The sequence below is a fragment of the Belliella marina genome, assembly GCF_042682445.1.
GTDB lineage: Bacteria > Bacteroidota > Bacteroidia > Cytophagales > Cyclobacteriaceae > Belliella > Belliella marina.
Window position 1 is genome coordinate 45,176 of sequence record NZ_JBHUHR010000039.1, and the last position, 17,733, is coordinate 62,908.

Consider the following 17,733-nt stretch of genomic DNA (forward strand, 5'->3'; position numbering starts at 1 on the left):
AAAGCCTATTTAAAGCATTTTCATATTCTTGCTCTATGGTGATGATTTTATCCCATTTCATATCTAAGATTGGATTTTCTGATTTAGAACTGCTCAATTCCCGATGCTGAAACAACAAAGCCATTCTCACCTCACAGGGAATGGTTTTGTTATTTTTTCACGAATCATTTCTTTGAGCGATTCTCCAGTTAGTATCAGGGCGCCAAAGCATAACATGATGTCTTTGATGATATGTAAGAAGATCATTTTAAAAGGGACATTTTCACTGTACTCCAAAATACCCAAATAAATTACTGTGATCAAGAATAGCAGGGAAGCCAACGCTCCTCCAATTGCCCCATATTTTGGAAATTTGAAATGTAAAAGCAAAAGTGTGGAGGTAACCAAGAGAAGAATCAATAAGAGAAGGTTTTGAATCAAACTGCCTCCGCCACCAATTCCATTGCTAAATTGAAGTGTGCCGATAAAGAGAAAGTAGGCTACCATGCCAAATCTGAGTAATTTCTTTCCAATTTTTTCGATTTTTAGGATGTTGTCTATCATTGTGTTTTTACCAATCGTTTTCTCTTTTGACATGATTCCATTCTGAGGACAAGATACTAAAATATATGGTGTCTCTTCTCCTTCCTTTTGTCATCACAGTATGATTTCTAAGGACACCCTCTTCAATTGCCCCAATATTTTTAAGTGCTGATCTTGATTGGGCATTGAGAACGTCTGTTTTGAATTCAACCCTTTCCATGCCAAGTTTTTCGAAAGCATAGGTGATCATCAATTGCTTTACTTGCCCATTGATACCAATTCCTTGGAATTCTTTTCCCAACCAAGTCCAGCCAATTTCGATCCGTTTATCCTTCATAGAAAGATTTCCAAAAGCAGTTGTGCCGATCAATTCTTGCTTGGTTTTGTCAATGATTGCAAATTGCAGCCTTTTTTGGTTGAAAGCAGGATCGAGCCACGCTCGGAATTCCAATGGATCAGAAAGGTCGTGTGTGAAAAACCTCCACATAGCCGGATTTCCTGTATAGCGACTTAATTTCTCAATATCCATTAGCTCGATGGGCCGTAGCTTAAGTCGGTCATTTTCCAATATAATGTCAAGGTTGATTTCCATGGTCAGATTATGAATAAATTTCAGTCAGTGCTAGATTGAAAAGTTGGACTTCTTCAAGTGTGCCGGTACTTATCCTGCACCAATCGTTCAGTGGGGGGAAAGGCCTTCCAATTACCACTCCTTTTTCCCTCATTTTTTCTCCCAAAACCCCTACATCCTGTTTGGCATGAAAGAACACAAAGTTTGCTTGCGATGGAATATAAGCCAAATCCAATCTTCGGAGTGTGTTTTCAATTGATTTTCTGGCTTCGTGATTTTTCTTCAAACTGAAATCATAAAAATCTTGGTCTTCCAAAGCTGCTTTGGCAGCCTCTATTGCCATGATGTTGGTATTTGCCACCATTCTATCGGACAATTGTTCTGCGATTTCAGGCTTTGCAATCAAATATCCGATCCGGATACCTGCCAATCCATATACTTTGGAAAGCGTTTTGGATACGATTACGTTTTTGCCTTTTTTTACCAATTCTACCATCGAGGGGTAGGTATTATCTTCGATATAATCATAATAGGCTTCATCACTGAAGACCATGGTTTTGTTGGAGGCAGTTTCACAGAAATCCAATACCTGTTCTGCGGGCAAAAGCTTTCCTGTTGGATTGTTGGGGTTACATACAAATACCAATTTGGTATTTCCATTGATTCTTTTCTCCATTTCCTGGAGATCGAAATTCATTTCCGAATCTAAGGGAACCCAATTGATTTTCGCTCCCCATACTTCGGAATAAGACATTAGGGACAAAAAGGTAGGCAGTCCAGAGATTATTTCACCGCCGTTGTTCGCATATGTGATCCCGGCAATTTTCAATCCTTCCATAGATCCGGCTGTCAAGATTATATGATCCGAGGGAACCCCTTCTTTTTTTGCAACCATCTCCTGCAATTCCCTATTATAAGACCATGGATATCTACATGCCAAATCAAATCCATTCTTCATTGCCTCCCGTACTTTTAAAGATGGACCATAGGGATTTTCATTGGAACCAAGCCGTACCAATCCATCCAAAGGGCGGGGGTTGAAATTTCTTTTTTCCTCTTCAGTGAGTGCAAAAAGGGATGTTGGTCCTGATAGTAATGCCAAACTACCAGTCAAACTTGCATTTTTAAGCCATTGCCTTCGGGATAATTTCATATAGGTGGGTATATGTTTTTTAAAAGTTAGCAATATCAAGATTTTATTCCTAATGATACTTTCAAAGATTTATTGAAAATAGTATAGTTCTCAAATTGGTGAATTTTACCAAATTGATATTTTGCAATAAAAAAATGGGTGAAAAATTATTATTATCAAAATTATATTCTTAAATTTTAAGAGAAGCATATCAAATGACAAAAACCCAAAAGATCTATAGCCATGAAAAAATCAGTTTTATCTCTAATTCTCGGAATATTCTTGCTTGGAGCAATGCATGCTCAGGAATCACGGTATCTTGTATTTGAATTTATTAAAGTTGAGACTTCTCAAATGTATGACTTTATTGAGTATAAAGACTTTATGGAAAAGGTTTATCAATCAGCAGTAAATGACGACAGGATTTTAGGTTGGGATTTTTGGTCTCTTCACTCTGGTGCTGATGCTGGAGAGTTTCAATATATAACCATCACTTACTACAAGGATCCGGTTTCAATGTTGAGTGGGCTTACAGAAGAAGATTTAATAAGGTACTCAATGGTTTCAAATCCACATATGACAGAGAAACAAGTGAGGGAAAAATTTGAACATGCTTTTTCAACGCATGATTTGGCGCAAAGAACATACATGCAGCAAATTTCAAATACCAAAGATAATTTTAGAATGAAAAAAGGGGTGTTGGCATCATTTGATTTGATGAAAGCAGTAGAAGGGAAATTTCAGGATTATGAAAAAGCTGAAAGGGAAGTTTTCATGCCAATCCATCAAAGTAGGATAGAGAAAGGTTTGATGGGAAGTTGGACATTGTTGCGGACTGCATTACCTTTTGGAAGTGAGGCCAAATCAACGCACCTGACGATGAATATGTATTCTGATTATGTGCAGTTTTTCAATGCAATGGAATACGAGGATCTGGAGTCTACTGCTGAGCAGCAGGCAGCCGTGGAAAAGGGATTGAAATCCAGAGACCAAAAATGGGTTTATCTTGCTACCCTCGAAAGTACAATTAGATAACCTAATTAATGTACCGGTCAGGGGGAAATCCCTCTTGTTTAGGCGAAAATTTCAGTTTAATATTTTTGTGTCCTTTGCGTATTCATAGTGTTCCTTGTGGTTAAGTTTTTCACCACCAAGCCCACTAAGGTTTCAACAAAGTCTGCAAAGTCAAGTTTTTGTCTAGGCCAAAGGAAAAAGGGAAAAGAAGCTATTCTTTTTCCCTTTTTTCTTTCCCCCACAAGTATTTAATCTACAGAATGGTATATTCTTGAAGTAAAGCAATTACTGACTGATAATTGTATTACCTATTTCAGGATATCTTCAATGGCATCAATCTCTTCTTTGCTGAAGATAGTGTTATTGACAGATTTGACATTGTCTTCCAGTTGGGATGGTTTACTTACCCCAATGAGTACTGTGGTGATTCTTGGGTCTTTGAGTAACCAAGCAATAGCCATTTGTGCCAAACTTTGGTTTCTGTTTGAGGCGATTTGGTTGAGTGATTTTACTTTATTGAGCAGCTCCTCTGAGATAACCTCCTTTTTGAGATACCTTCCGTCTTTTGCTATCCTGCTATCTTCAGGGATTCCATTCAGGTATTTGTCAGTCAAGATTCCCTGACCCAGGGGGGAAAAGGCAATCGAACCAATCCCTTCTTCTTCTATGACATCCAAGAGCCCATTTTCCACCCATCTATTCAGCATGTTGTACCTTGGCTGGTGGATTAGACAAGGGGTACCCAGATCTTTTAAGATTTTGGAAGCCTTGAGAGTGTCTTCAGGACTGTATTGTGAAATACCTACATATAGTGCCTTTCCTTGTCGGACTATGTGATCCAAAGCTCCCATGGTCTCTTCCAGTGGTGTATTCGGGTCAGGTCTATGGTGGTAGAATATGTCCACATATTCCAATCCCATCCTTTTGAGACTCTGGTCTAGGGAAGCAATCAGGTATTTTTTAGATCCAAAATTCCCATAAGGGCCAGGCCACATATCCCATCCAGCTTTGGTAGAAATGATCAGTTCGTCTCTGTAGTTTTTAAAATCCTTCTCTAGGATCCTGCCAAAAGTTTCCTCTGCTGAGCCATAAGGTGGCCCGTAGTTGTTGGCCAAATCAAAATGGGTGATTCCAAAGTCAAATGCTTGTCTCAGGATACTTCTGGCATTGTTGAAATCAGCATTATGCCCGAAGTTGTGCCATAAGCCGAGGGAGATTTCGGGAAGTAAGAGGCCACTCTTTCCACATCTTCTAAAGGGCATTTGGTCATATCTGTTTTCTTTGGCAACAAAGGTCTTTAATGGTTCTTGATCGTTAATCTTCATAGGTTTGGTTTGCGATAAGTTTGTCTACAAGGATATTGATTTTTTCGGGATTATCCTTGACATATTTTATGGCTGCATCTCTTAAGGCATTCATATTTGACCTACTTGCATCATCCATATCAGGTTTTGCTTGATGTAGTTCTGGCTCAATCCTGATAAAACCATCCCTATTGTTGCCAGCATCAAACAGCCACTCAAGTTGGTGCGAAACTGTTTCGGAATTTCCGGACATCATGACATCTATGAGGGGCTTGATCCACTGTGCCAGCCCGAAATTCTTGGCTTTGCTGTACGGGATTTCTTCTTTGACAGAGCCGGTACCCAAGGAAAGTAACAACATGTCTTTGGAGGTAGGGTTTGCAATATTTCCAAAAGTGCATTTTCGAACCTCTGCATAAGCACACATAGCTGGATTGTTGGCAAATACACCTCCATCTATCAAGGGATACTTTGATCCAAATCTTGACTCGATGAGCGCAGCTTCGAAATATGTAGGAGCAGCGGCAGTAGCCAGCGATACATCCCTCACATAAAAATCATGGGATTCATCTTGACAGGCATATCCATGTTTGAAAAATTTCGCTTTCCTACTTTCAATGTCATAGGAAGCAAAAAGACTTGGCCTCATCAATTCGCTGAGGTATACATCACCAAAGTACTTTTTTAAAGCTATTTTTAAGTTTGTGCTGGGGTACTTTTCTTCCCGCCAGCCAAAAACCGATTTCAATTTGTGTCCAAGGCTTTTGCTGAAAATAGCAGCACCATTTTCATGATAAAGATTGACGACCTCTTCCATGCTGTATTTCGGGCGTGAAGGATCAATCGGATCTGGCACCAGCATGGCACAACCCAGAATCCCTCCGGTACTGGTACCTGCCACAAAATCTATATAGTCCAAAAGCCGTGCCTGTGGATTTTGTGTTTTCTCCTGGATTTTCTCTTCAATCAGTTGCAAGATTGTGCCTGGAATGATTCCCCTTATTCCACCGCCATCTATGGAAAGTATAGCTACTTGTTTCATGGGTATTGAGCGATTATTTGTTTGAAAATAGAATGTCAGTAGCTTAAAGTTAATGAAATATGGAATAATATTAATATTAATGGTTAATAATTAAGCAGTTATAATCATTCTGTATGATTGCCTGCATTAACACCTTAAACTAAATTGAAAGACAGGTTCAAGCGGATAATCATTATTTACCCCACGGCGGACAAGGGTTATTAGTCTATTGTTGCAGTGAATCATTTCGGATACTCATATTATTTCATAAAAAACCATTATAAAACCATTATAAAACGTAAATCCCCAATACCACTGATATGGATGCGATTAAAAAAATCACCAAAATAGGTTTCCACGCATATTGGATCCATTCTTTGTATGATACACCAGCTGCAGCCAGAATTGCCATCAAACCACCATTGCTGGGAGTCACCAAATCCATGATGCCAGCGCCATATTGGTAAGCCAGTACCACTACTTGTCTGGACATGCCTATCAAATCAGCTATAGGAGTAAGCAAAGGCATGGTCAATACAGCTTGTCCAGAAGTACTGGGAACAGGGATATGTAAAATTGCCTGTGCTATCATCATCCCGAATGCCGACAATCCCAATGGCAAGCTTTCAATTGGCGCAAACAAAGTGTAAATGATGGTGTCAATGATCTGCCCTTCTTGGAGTAGGAGGTAAATACTCCTTGCAAGCCCTACTATGATGCCGGCAAAAATAAGTTCAGCAAACCCTTCTGAATAAGCTTTGGCTGTTCCATTGATGCCCAGTTTTCCAATAAATCCGGCTGCCAATCCCATTGCAAAAAAGATAGCTGACATTTCATTGTAATCCCATGCCCAATTGGTCAAGCCATAGATCATCACCACAAATGTCAAGGCTACCAGTAATAAAATGACAATATGGGAAGGGGAAATGTTTGCTGGCTTTTCAGTGTACGAGTGCCACTCAGCGCTATCATCTTTTCCGGTCTTGATCACATAGATGATCCAAAACAGCAAAGCGATACCGAAAAATACCATCCTATACATGCCAGCAGAGAACAATGGTACTTCGGCAAGCTTCTGTGCGATGATTACCGAGAATGGATTCGTAGGGCCAAAGGCTCCACCAATCAAGGCTGCTCCCAAGCTGATCGCTATACCTGCCACTTTCGTGTAACCTATCCTTTGGGAAAGTATCATCAGAATAGGGACCATGGCAATAATCTCCTCTTGTAAACCATTCAGTGCCCCAGCTGTGGCAAAGAGAACCGCAATGATGGCTAAGAGATACGATTTGGCATTTTTGAATCTATAAATCAAAGATTCTAAGCCAGTTTGAAAAGCACCTGTCTTGTCCACTACATAAAAAGCCCCGCCGACAATAATAATCAAAACCACAATCTCTGCTCCTTCGATAATCCCTTCAGGAACACTCAAAAACATCTGCCCAACCCCGACAGGTGCATTCTCAATTCTTTTGTAACTTCCCTCAACAACCACCTCACGACCTGTTTCTACATCCAAAACCCTGTCATATTCCCCAGAAGGTATCAGGTAGGTACATATTGTTGCCAATACCACAAAGGATAGCATAATAATCATGGGGTGTGGAAATGATCGTTTCATATGGGTAGAAATCAGAGTGTTAAAGATAATTAATTGAAGATTAAATGGTATTGCTTTCCAAATATCTAATTTAAATGACTAGATTTAAAAGTATTTTAAATTTGTTATAATCACTAAGATTATGGTAAATAGCAATAAACCCTATTATATTAATTTTGTTGAACCAGATTCAAAACCTGTAAACAAGGCGTCGGATATTGAAATCTGGAATGCTTTTAGATCTGGAAGCGAATCGGCATTTATCATGATTTATCAAAATTATTTTGATAAGCTCTATGCCTATGGATGGAAAATTTGTCATTCGGAAGCGATGCTGAAGGATGCCATCCAAGATTTGTTTATAGAGCTGAGAAAAAACAGGTCAAAGCTGGGCCAGACAAGTTCCATAAAATTTTATCTTTTTAAAAGCCTTAAAAGAAAACTGATCAAAGAAGAAGGCAAATGGTATTCAAACCTGGAAACTGTGGATGAGAATTATTTTTTTGATTTCAGTTTTTCACCAGAGCAATTGTTGATTGATAGACAAGTTGATGATGAGAGGTCAAGAAAGCTCAATCAGGCGATCAAACAGTTGAGCCCAAGAAAGAAAGAAGTGGTATATTATTATTTTTATGAAGAACTGACCTACAGGGAAATTCAGGAAATCATGAATTTGGATAACATCAAGTCAGTCAGGAATCTGATTTACAAATCAATATCGTTTTTGAGGGATATATTTTAAGGTTTTTGATTCAACTGTTTTTCAAAAAGAATCTGATAATCATATCGACAAGAAAAACACAATCACAAGCAAATGAAAAAAGGGCGTTAGCCCTGAAACATCAATGCTTACCGAACAAATTCAAGATCACAGGGCTACGCCCCTTAAACCCACAACATCGAGCATTTTTTCTACTAAGAAAAGAGGGCTACGCCCCCAACGCCAAATTGAAGGGATGCATGAATGATATTTTGTCAATGTTTTTTTTGTGAACTAGTCTAAAATTTCACCATCTCTTCAATCAACAAATCCATTTCAAATCAAACAAAGACGTATTCCTACCATCTTTGTATTCTCAAAAAACCTTGCTACGCAATCCAGGGGCGTAGCCCTGCATACTTCGTAGAAAAACAATAGACCGCCATTCCCATGAGGGGCGTTAGCCCTGAAATCTCCCTATAATTTGGTGATTTGAAAAAAACTTAAAATTTCTTAAAAAATAGTGATGTCATTTAACGGTTTTTTGTCTTTACTAAATGTAAGACAACGCTAATATTAATTATAAATGTACACGAAAGAAAGTTTTTTGATGAATCCCGAATTTATTAAGTGGGTCAAATCACCTAATGAAGAGTTGGAGCTTTATTGGAAAAATTGGTTGGAATCAAACCCAGAATCATTACCGGCTTTCAAAGAAGCTAGGGAATTGGTCGCTGGGTTGAAGTTTGAAGATAAAATACCAAGTGAAGAGTTGAAGAAAGCTGTTTTATCACAAATATTGAAAGAATCGGCAAACCATGATGGTGAGATAAAAGGTGAAAGCGGTTTTCAAAAGTGGTTTAACTTTGGCCAATTTTTTAAAGTTGCTGCAATATTTGCATTTGCTATATTGGTTTCATGGTCATTTTATGCTTGGAACTATTCTGTCACTGAAGTCGATGAGGTCATATTTTTAGAAAAGAAAGCTGGGGTAGGGGAAAAATTGAGTTTCACTTTGCCTGACGGAACCAGGGTATGGTTGAATACGAACAGTAAATTGATTTTTCCAGATAAATTCTCTGATTCTACGAGGGTAGTAGAGCTATTGGGCGAAGGTTTTTTTGATGTTGCCAAAGATGAAGAGAAACCATTCAAAGTTATTTCCAGAAATAGTATTACAACAGCACTCGGCACTTCATTCAATATCAATTCCAAGACTGATGGGCTTATCAAAATCTCTCTGGTTTCAGGAAAAGTAATTGTTGGAGATGATCAAGATATTTTGGAATCAATGGCTTTGAAACCCAATGAAGAGCTGCATTTTAATCTTACGTCTAAGGAATTTGAGGTGCGATATTTTGATTATTCCAAGGTATTGGCCTGGAAGGAGGGGAAAATTATTTTTGACAACAATTCGCTTCCTGAAGTAATAGAAAAATTGGAAGAGTGGTATGGTGTGGATATCAGTCTTTACAATTCCAATGGAATCAAATGGGATTTTTCGGGTGAGTACCAAAATCAATCTTTAGAAGTGGTACTCAAAAGTATGTCCTATGTTGAGCATTTTGATTTTAAAATAAAGGATAAACAAGTGGAAATTAAATTTTAGCATTATGTACAAAGACAATAAAACTTAAAAAGAAGGCCAATAGATACGGGTATCTATCGGCCTAATTTGGGTCAATTGATAAAAAACATTGGGGAATGGCATTATCAAAAGACCTTTTATCGAATCGTTCAATTCAATAAACCATGAAAATATGAAAATAAATTTTAGAAAAGTCATTTATATGTTTTCCAAATATTTTATATATGGATTTGCATTCCAATTATTGACGTTCAATTTTGTTCTTGCCACAGCTGCCAATGGTCAATATAAGCCTATTGACAAAGTAAGCATAGACATCAAGAATGGTAGTCAAAGTCTTGGTCAATTCTTCAATCAGGTGGAGAGTCTCACTCCGTACAATTTTTCGTTTGACAGGAAAGATATCAAACTTGATACAGAGATAACCATTACAAAAAAGACAGGTACTGTTGAGTCTTTTTTGATAGAGGTAGCAAAGCAGACTTCATTTTCATTTAGACAAGTCAACAATAGCATCGACGTCAGGAAAGATAGAAGAAATGTCAGCAATGTAGTTTCTATCATGGAGGAAATCACAGTCAAAGGTACGGTTGTTGACCCTTCCGGTGAACCTTTGCCAGGTGTTACGGTAGTCATTGATGGAACTACAAGTGGTACGGTTACAGATATCGATGGGAACTATTCCATTGAAGTAGAGGAAGGTCAGGCTTTGGTTTTTTCATTTGTAGGGTTCGAAAAGCAACGTTTTGTAGTAGGCAATTCTGACACCATCAATGTACAGATGCAGGAAGATCAGAGTACCTTGGATGAGGTAGTCGTCATCGGTTATGGTACCATCAAGGAAAGGGATTTGACATCTTCAATTTCTACGGTAAAGACAGAGGATATCGTAAAAACCCCAAATGCCCAAGCGATGCAATCATTGCAAGGTAGGGTAGCAGGTGTTCAGATTGTTTCCAATGGTGCACCAGGTGCTTCGCCAACGGTACGTGTAAGAGGTGTAGGTTCATTCGAAGGAGGGGGAGCACCGCTTTATGTGGTGGATGGGATGTTTTTTGACAATATTGATTTTCTAAATCCAGGGGATATTGAGACTATCAATATCCTAAAGGACGCATCTGCCGCAGCAATTTATGGGGTAAGGGCTGCCAATGGTGTGGTATTGATAGAAACCAAATCAGGAAAATACAACCAAAAGGCAGAAATTATCTATGATGGCTATGTAGGTATCCAAAACCCACAGAATGTTTTGAAAATGGCAAACACGCAACAATATGTTGGGTATGTTAATGAGACTGGAAGTGCAGCAGATATTGCTTTTGTAAACAATGCAATCCAGCGCTATGGAAGAAGCAGGATTGATCCTAGTTTGCCGGATGTAAATACAGATTGGTACTCTGAGGTCATGAGTCCGGCATCTATCCAAAATCATTCATTGACTTTTAACGGTGGAGGTGAAAATACCAGGTATTCGATTGGAGGTAGTTATTTCGAACAGCAGGGATTGTTGAATGATACTAGAAATGAATATAAGAGGTTGAACTTCAGGGTTAAATTGGATTCGGATTTGAGAGATTGGTTGTCAGTAGGAGGGAATATAAACCTAAGTACAGCCCGACAATTCAATGGAGACAACAGTGCCTGGTTTAGATCGTACTTTGCTGTCCCTATTCTTCCAGTGTATGATCAATTGAATACCGCCGCAGAACCTTTTGGGCTTTCGAACGCGCAGCAATTGGGATATAGAAATAACCAAAATCCATATTATAGCTTATTATACACTGACAGAAGAAATCATGTTGCTAAAGTAATGGGTAATTTCTTCGCAGATTTTGAGATTATTCCAAACAAATTAAAATTCAGGACTGCTTACAATTACAGCATTGATGTCGTAAATGCGAGAAATGTCAATTTTTCTTACAACGACGGTGTGACCGAGAATCCATCAGGAATGAGTAGAAGAAATTTAGCTGCATACAATCAAATTGTGGATAATTTCTTTACCTATACTGATGGATTTGGAAAGCATGACTTTACTGCTGTATTGGGCCAATCTTTCCGTACAGAATATAATGAGGTTTTATTCGCAACAGGCCAAGGACTGAATCCAGAGCCTAATAGAAATCAAGAAGAGTTTTGGTATCTATCAAATTCCACAAATTTCGACCTTGATAGAATTGGTGATGAAGGTTTAAGATTGAACTACCTTTCATTTTTCGGAAGGGTAGCCTACAATTATGACGATAGATATTTGCTCTATGCTACTCTAAGAAGGGATGGTAACAATAAGTTCCAGGAGAAATGGGGTAATTTCGCAACTTTTGGTGCAGGATGGGTTTTGACTTCAGAGAGTTTTTTCAATGTCAGAGGAATAGATTTCCTGAAGCTAAGAGGTTCTTGGGGGCAACTGGGGAATGATGCGATTGATCCAGCTGTAGGGAGACCTACTTTTGGACAAAGAAATGTTGCATTAAATAATACACTAATTGTTGGTAGGACACTAAACCCTACTTTTGATTTGATTGACAGATGGGAGACCACTGTGGAAACCAATGTTGGGATCAATGCAAGATTCTTAAATGACAGGTTAACCTTAGATGCCGATTATTTTATCAGAGATACTAGGAATCTTGCTGTTCGTATCATTCCTCCGGTAATCAGACCGACTGAAAGAAGAAGTGTTGGACAAATTAGAAATCAAGGTATTGAATTGACCTTAGGTTGGAGTGATCAAGTTACAGAAGATTTTTCCTACTACGTTTCTGGGAATATTGCCACTTTGAAAAACTCGGTTTTGAGCCTTGGAGGTCCTGAATATTTGGATGAAGGTCCTGCTGAGTTCCGTCAGCGATCGATTGTGGGACAACCGCTTTCAGCGTTTTTCGGATATGAAGTAGATGGTGTATTTCAAAACCAAGCGGATATTGCCAACAGTGGTTATACAGAGGAGTTTATTGCTGAGAATAATATCCAACCGGGGGATTTAAGGTTTAGGGATTTGAATGGTGATGGAATTATCGATGACTTGGATAGAACAGTTTTAGGATCATTCCTTCCAGAATTGACTTATGGTTTCAATGCCGGATTTAGGTATAAGAATTGGGATTTTTCTGCCTTGTTTCAAGGCCAGTCCGGATTTAGCATTATGAACAGAAAAAGAGGGGAAATGATCTTTACCAATGATACCAATATCGATGCGAATTTAGCGGATAATCTTTGGAGAGGTGAAGGCACATCAAATATGTATCCATCTGCAGCAGGATTGAGAAAGGGTTGGAATCAAAATATGAGTACTTACTTCGTGGAAGATGGATCATATTTTAGAATCCAAAATGTCCGGGTTTCTTATTCCATAATTGACAAGCCACTTTTTGGATTGCAGATGCCTGAAACAAGGATTTCCTTTACCGCAGAAAGGCCATTGACGATGTTCAACTACAATGGTTTCAATCCAGAGGTTGCAGATGGTATAGATAGAGAAGTTTATCCAATCCCTGCAGTTTACACAGTAGGTCTGAATGTTAAATTTTAAGAAAGGAGAATATCATGAAAACTAATAAATATATAAAAAGTGGCTTGGCATTGATGTTTGTTGCCTTGTTCAGTATAACTTCTTGCTCGGATTTCTTAGATCATCCACTTGAAAACGAAATTATAGCAGAAGAAACAGATTATTCCCAATCTGAAAATATGATTTTACTGCTGTACGGGGCTTATGGAGAGCTGTATGATCTTCAATGGGAAACCTTCCCAACGATTGCAGTAAGAGGAGACGATGTGACTCCAGCAGGTGACCAAGAAGCATTAATTGAAACAGACTTGTTTAGATATGACAGAAATTTTTGGATATACAACTCTTCTTGGTTGAATTTATATACAGATATTCTCCATTGGAATGGTGCTATGGAAGAAATCAGAAAATATCAAGAAGCTGGAGCAACAGCTTCTACTGCCGAACAATATATCGCTGAGATTAAAGTAATGAAGTCTTTTCAACTGTTGCTTTTGGCTAGACTTTGGGGTACAATCCTGATTCCTGAAATCTCACAACCTACTGCATTGTTTGATGTAGAATTGTCAAATTTTGATGAGGTAATGACCTATATATCGACACAGATGGATCAGGCAATTCCTTTGTTGCCAAATGTCCATCCAAACCAAAGATCGGATATCAGGGGAGGTGTGACCAGGGCTACAGCATTGGCAATCAAAGCACAGGCAAATTTGGAAATGAAAAACTGGCAGGGAGTAGCAGACGCTACCAGTCAGATTATCAGCTCGAATCAGTTTGCATTGGAGTCTGACTATTATGAATTGTTTAAAATTCCCGGTAAGCTAAATAGGGAAAATGTATTTGAGTTTCAATATTCTGACTTTGGTAATGCTACAGGTACTGTGTTGAGCTATAATTTCTCCTTCTTTGGTCCTTCCAGCTGGACACCAGCTGTGGCAGGTGCATCCAACGGGTGGGGATTCTGGGCTCCTACTCCTAAATATATCAAGTTTATGCTTGATAGAAACGAAAGAACCAGATTGGAAACTACAGTCATCTTTACTCCAGATGGAATTGCGGAAATAAGGTCAGATCCGAATTACTCGAATTTGCCTACTTGGATTTCCAATGTAACACCAGATGGGGATGTTTTCAATAACCATCCTAGGTATAACTTTATGAGTGGCAAACACTATTTACCATCTAACCAACTCACCCCAGGAAGATTTACTTATGGCACCAACAAAAACATGACGGTCATCAGATATTCCGAAATTTTGTTGATGCATGCTGAAGCTTTGGTGAATGGAGCCAATTCTCCATCACTGTCAGCTACTGAGGCTGTTAATTTGGTGAGAAATAGAGCTGGATTGGGATCGGTAAGTACAGTTACACTTGATACTGTTTTGGATGAGAAGTTTGCTGAATTTGGAATGGAATGGGGTATCAGGTTTTACGATTTGATGCGCTATGATAGGGGTAGTGAATTGAATTTTGGAGGAAGGAATTTCCAACCTGCTATACACAAGTACTATCCATACCCATTGATCCAAGTAGATATCTTACCACAATTGTCTGGTGATACACCCCAAGGTTAAGAATGATTGTTAAAATCTTAAAACGACTAAAAATGAAAAACTTAAATATATACCTGATTGCATTGGCTTTGATAGCCTTTGGATGTGATGGGACCTATACTGACGATATCGTACCGGTAGCTCCCGGTCCCGATGAGACGGCACCTTCGATTGTCATAAATTTCCCGCTTGAAGGAACACAGATCAGGGTTCCTGATGAAACTACTACGCTCAATATCAATTTTGAGGTTTCTGATGATATTGAAATAGAATCTGTAATAGTGAGGTTGAATGGAACAGAAATCCTTCAGGTGAATGAGTTTCTTGATTATAGGAAGTTTGTAAAAACCTTTGCCCATGAGCAATTGGGAAATGGTAATCATGTCCTTGTGATCGAGGCAAAAGATCTCTCGGGAAAGACTACGATAGAGACTGTGAACTTTGAGAAAGTAGAGCCTTATGTTCCTGTATATGACAATGAGGTTTTCTATTTGCCATTTGATGGGGATTACCTTGAGTTGGTGAGTGTAAAAGAAGCCACGATTGTCGGTTCTCCGGGGTTTGCAGCTGCTGGCGTCCAAGGAAGAGCCTATCAAGGTAGCAGTAGTGGCTACTTGACACTGCCTACCACTGGGCTTACAAACGAAGAGTTCTCAGCTGTATTTTGGTACAAAGTAAACCCTAATCCAGATAGAGCTGGAATCTTGGTCATGGGGCCACCAGATCCAAACAATCCAACAAACCAAAATTTCAGAAACCATGGGTTTAGGCTGTTCCGGGAAGCAGCTGGATCCATGCAGAGGATCAAACTCAATGTAGGTAATGGTTCAGGAGAGAATTGGTTTGATGGTGGGCCAGCAGCAGATATCGATCCTAGTCTCAATGAATGGGTACATATAGCAATTTCTATCTCAGGCTCAAATGTTGCAGTTTATTTAGATGGACAAGTCGTTAGCCAAGGTTCTTTTTCAGGAATTGATTGGGCTGGATGTGATCTTTTGTCAGTTGGCTCTGGAGCACCAAGATTTGCTGAGTGGGGACACCTCTCTACACAGAGTTTGATCGATGAGCTGAGAATATTCAGTAAAGCACTGACACAAACTGAAATCCAAGCAATCATCGATGAAGAAAAACCATAATGTTATTCTATAAATAATAATTCAAGGGGAAGGTTTGGTCAGGCCGAACCTTCCCTTATTTAGGGCCCTATTTATTTACTAAACATTTTGATTGCTTCAACAATGAAAAGATTCACAATTTTGTTTTCTGCAATTTGGCTTTTGTTGATTTCCTGCAAAGAGGAAAAAGAACTTCCAAATATCATCATGACTGAATTCTCGGTAGGCAGTGAAACGCCAATTATGCAGGATTTTACATACCAAAATATTCCATTGGATAAGCCTTTGAGCTTTAAATTTTCGGGTGCCTTGGATCCCAGTTCAATTGAAAATGGAATTGTGTTTAAAGGTCAGTTGCAGGATGAAGTAGTGCATACTTTCACCTTGGTTTCGAGCAATAGGGAATTATTGATTTACCCAAATGGTCTTTTAACCCCAAATCATATCTATACACTAGACCTAATGAACTTTAAGGGGGCAAATGGTGAAGGTTTTACCAACACAGGAATAAGGTTTATTACCGAAAAAACAGACAACGAAATTAGGAGAATAGATTTTCACGGAGGGAAAATCACCAGTACTGGCCGATATGTAAATACACCTAGATTCCTGAATGCTACCATAGAATTTACAGATAATCTAAATGAAGACCAAAATCTATCCGATAAAATCAGATTGATAGGACCAAGTACAGTTCAATTGGAAATCTTTCAAATAGGAAGGATTGTCATAGTTAAAAGTGAGGTTCTTTTAAAAGGTTTTTCAAAATATCAACTTGTATTTGAACCTGGAATTGAATCAGAAAATGGGGTGGTTACCCAAAACAGTAAAACATATGAATTTTTTACTGTTCCGAATTTTGAACAGTCGAATTTTCCAAGAATTCCGACAGAAGAACTATTGACTAAAGTTCAAGAGCAAACTTTTAGATATTTCTGGGACTTCGCACATCCGGCATGCGGTATGGCGAGAGAGCGAAACACATCAGGAAATTTGGTAACAGTAGGAGGGTCTGGTTTTGGTGTGATGGCGATTGTTGTGGGCATAGAAAGAGGATTTATCACTAGGCAACAAGGTGTTGAAAGGTTGACACGGATTGTAGACTTCTTGGAAGGTGCAGATAAGTTCCATGGGGTTTGGCCTCATTGGCTGGATGGCAATACTGGAAAAGTCCTTCCATTTTCTCAATTTGATAACGGTGGAGACTTGGTAGAAACAGCATTCATGATCCAAGGCCTTTTGACTGTCAAGCAATACCTTGATGAATCTACACCAAACGAGAAAACCATCATCGATAAAATCACCAAGCTGTGGGAAGAAGTAGAATGGAGTTGGTACACTAGAGGCAATCAAGATGTTCTATACTGGCATTGGTCTCCACAGCATGAGTGGACAATGAACCTACCGATTCGTGGCTACAATGAATCTCTGATAGTATATGTATTGGCAGCATCATCGCCTACTTTTCCAATAAGCAAATCTGTTTATGACAAAGGCTGGGCAAGAAATGGGAATATGGGAAATGGCTCAGATTTCTACAATATCACACTTCCTCTAGGAGAGGATTTGGGAGGTCCCTTGTTCTTTTCCCATTACTCTTTTTTGGGGCTTGACCCCAGGAATTTATCAGATCAGTATGCTAATTATTGGACTCAAAGCAAAAATCACACTTTGATCAATAGAATGCATGTGATTACAAACCCTCTAGGTTATGCCGGATACGAAACATATTCTTGGGGGCTTACGGCAAGTGACAATCATGAAGGGTATTCTGCACATTCACCTATAAATGATAAAGGTGTAATCACTCCAACAGCAGCACTTTCTTCCATGCCTTATACACCAGAAGAGTCGATAGAAGCCCTTGAGTTTTTTTACTACCAGTTAGGAGATAGGTTGTGGGGTGATTTTGGATTTTACGATGCCTTTAACTTAACGGAAAATTGGTTTGCAGATTCTTACTTGGCGATTGACCAAGGGCCAATTATATTGATGATAGAGAATCATCGAACTGCTTTGCTCTGGGATTTATTCATGAAAGATGAAGAGGTCAAAGCAGGTTTGGACAAATTAAATTTCAATTACTAAAATTA

At 38.8% G+C, this 17,733-nt stretch carries 13 protein-coding genes; 7 read left to right on the forward strand and 6 right to left on the reverse strand.

Annotated elements, in window-relative coordinates; genetic code table 11:
• Window positions 1-126: 126 nt before the first annotated feature.
• Genes ACFSKL_RS14110 through ACFSKL_RS14120 form a run of 3 tightly spaced genes read right to left on the reverse strand, consistent with a single transcriptional unit; the run spans window position 127 to window position 2,246 of the window.
• Window positions 127-576 carry a hypothetical protein gene (locus tag ACFSKL_RS14110; RefSeq protein ID WP_376886958.1) on the reverse strand — a complete coding sequence of 150 codons (450 nt, stop codon included), beginning with the start codon at window positions 574-576 and terminating at the stop codon, window positions 127-129.
• Window positions 551-1,114 carry a GNAT family N-acetyltransferase gene (locus ACFSKL_RS14115; RefSeq protein ID WP_376886959.1) on the reverse strand — a complete coding sequence of 188 codons (564 nt, stop codon included), beginning with the start codon at window positions 1,112-1,114 and terminating at the stop codon, window positions 551-553. The genes ACFSKL_RS14110 and ACFSKL_RS14115 overlap by 26 nt, the downstream gene beginning before the upstream one ends.
• Window positions 1,115-1,121: 7 nt before the next feature.
• Window positions 1,122-2,246: a pyridoxal phosphate-dependent aminotransferase gene (locus ACFSKL_RS14120; RefSeq protein WP_376886960.1), complete on the reverse strand. Its 1,125-nt coding sequence runs from the start codon at window positions 2,244-2,246 to the stop codon at window positions 1,122-1,124.
• A 222-nt stretch (window positions 2,247-2,468) separates the two neighbouring features.
• Here ACFSKL_RS14120 and ACFSKL_RS14125 point away from each other — a divergent pair, with 222 nt between their 5' ends.
• Window positions 2,469-3,260 (forward strand): hypothetical protein, encoded by a 792-nt coding sequence (locus tag ACFSKL_RS14125; RefSeq protein ID WP_376886961.1) that lies wholly within the window; start codon window positions 2,469-2,471, stop codon window positions 3,258-3,260.
• A gap of 287 nt (window positions 3,261-3,547) precedes the next feature.
• Here the strand turns inward: ACFSKL_RS14125 and mgrA are convergent, their stop codons facing one another.
• The 3 genes from mgrA to ACFSKL_RS14140 all read right to left on the reverse strand — a co-directional run bounded on the left by mgrA (window position 3,548) and on the right by ACFSKL_RS14140 (window position 7,185).
• Window positions 3,548-4,564, reverse strand: a complete 1,017-nt coding sequence (gene mgrA / locus ACFSKL_RS14130) for an L-glyceraldehyde 3-phosphate reductase (protein WP_376886962.1) — start codon at window positions 4,562-4,564, stop codon at window positions 3,548-3,550.
• The gene (locus tag ACFSKL_RS14135; protein ID WP_376886963.1) at window positions 4,554-5,585 is read right to left on the reverse strand and encodes a patatin-like phospholipase family protein; all 1,032 of its coding nucleotides are present in this window, start codon (window positions 5,583-5,585) and stop codon (window positions 4,554-4,556) included. The genes mgrA and ACFSKL_RS14135 overlap by 11 nt, the downstream gene beginning before the upstream one ends.
• Window positions 5,586-5,853: 268 nt before the next feature.
• Window positions 5,854-7,185 (reverse strand): YfcC family protein, encoded by a 1,332-nt coding sequence (locus ACFSKL_RS14140; protein ID WP_376886964.1) that lies wholly within the window; start codon window positions 7,183-7,185, stop codon window positions 5,854-5,856.
• A gap of 121 nt (window positions 7,186-7,306) precedes the next feature.
• Here ACFSKL_RS14140 and ACFSKL_RS14145 point away from each other — a divergent pair, with 121 nt between their 5' ends.
• The 6 genes from ACFSKL_RS14145 to ACFSKL_RS14170 all read left to right on the forward strand — a co-directional run bounded on the left by ACFSKL_RS14145 (window position 7,307) and on the right by ACFSKL_RS14170 (window position 17,728).
• The gene (locus ACFSKL_RS14145; RefSeq protein WP_376886965.1) at window positions 7,307-7,906 is read left to right on the forward strand and encodes an RNA polymerase sigma factor; all 600 of its coding nucleotides are present in this window, start codon (window positions 7,307-7,309) and stop codon (window positions 7,904-7,906) included.
• Between the two features lie 544 nt (window positions 7,907-8,450).
• Complete coding sequence (locus tag ACFSKL_RS14150) at window positions 8,451-9,473, forward strand: FecR family protein (protein ID WP_376886966.1); 1,023 nt, start codon at window positions 8,451-8,453, stop codon at window positions 9,471-9,473.
• Between the two features lie 151 nt (window positions 9,474-9,624).
• On the forward strand, window positions 9,625-12,984 hold the full coding sequence (locus ACFSKL_RS14155; RefSeq protein WP_376886967.1) for a SusC/RagA family TonB-linked outer membrane protein: 3,360 nt from the start codon (window positions 9,625-9,627) through the stop codon (window positions 12,982-12,984).
• Between the two features lie 14 nt (window positions 12,985-12,998).
• Window positions 12,999-14,543, forward strand: a complete 1,545-nt coding sequence (locus ACFSKL_RS14160; RefSeq protein WP_376886968.1) for a RagB/SusD family nutrient uptake outer membrane protein — start codon at window positions 12,999-13,001, stop codon at window positions 14,541-14,543.
• Window positions 14,544-14,575: 32 nt separating this feature from the next.
• Window positions 14,576-15,661: a LamG domain-containing protein gene (locus ACFSKL_RS14165; protein WP_376886969.1), complete on the forward strand. Its 1,086-nt coding sequence runs from the start codon at window positions 14,576-14,578 to the stop codon at window positions 15,659-15,661.
• Between the two features lie 102 nt (window positions 15,662-15,763).
• A complete protein-coding gene (locus ACFSKL_RS14170; RefSeq protein ID WP_376886970.1) occupies window positions 15,764-17,728 on the forward strand; it encodes a glucoamylase family protein in 1,965 nt (654 codons plus the stop codon).
• Window positions 17,729-17,733: the final 5 nt, after the last annotated feature.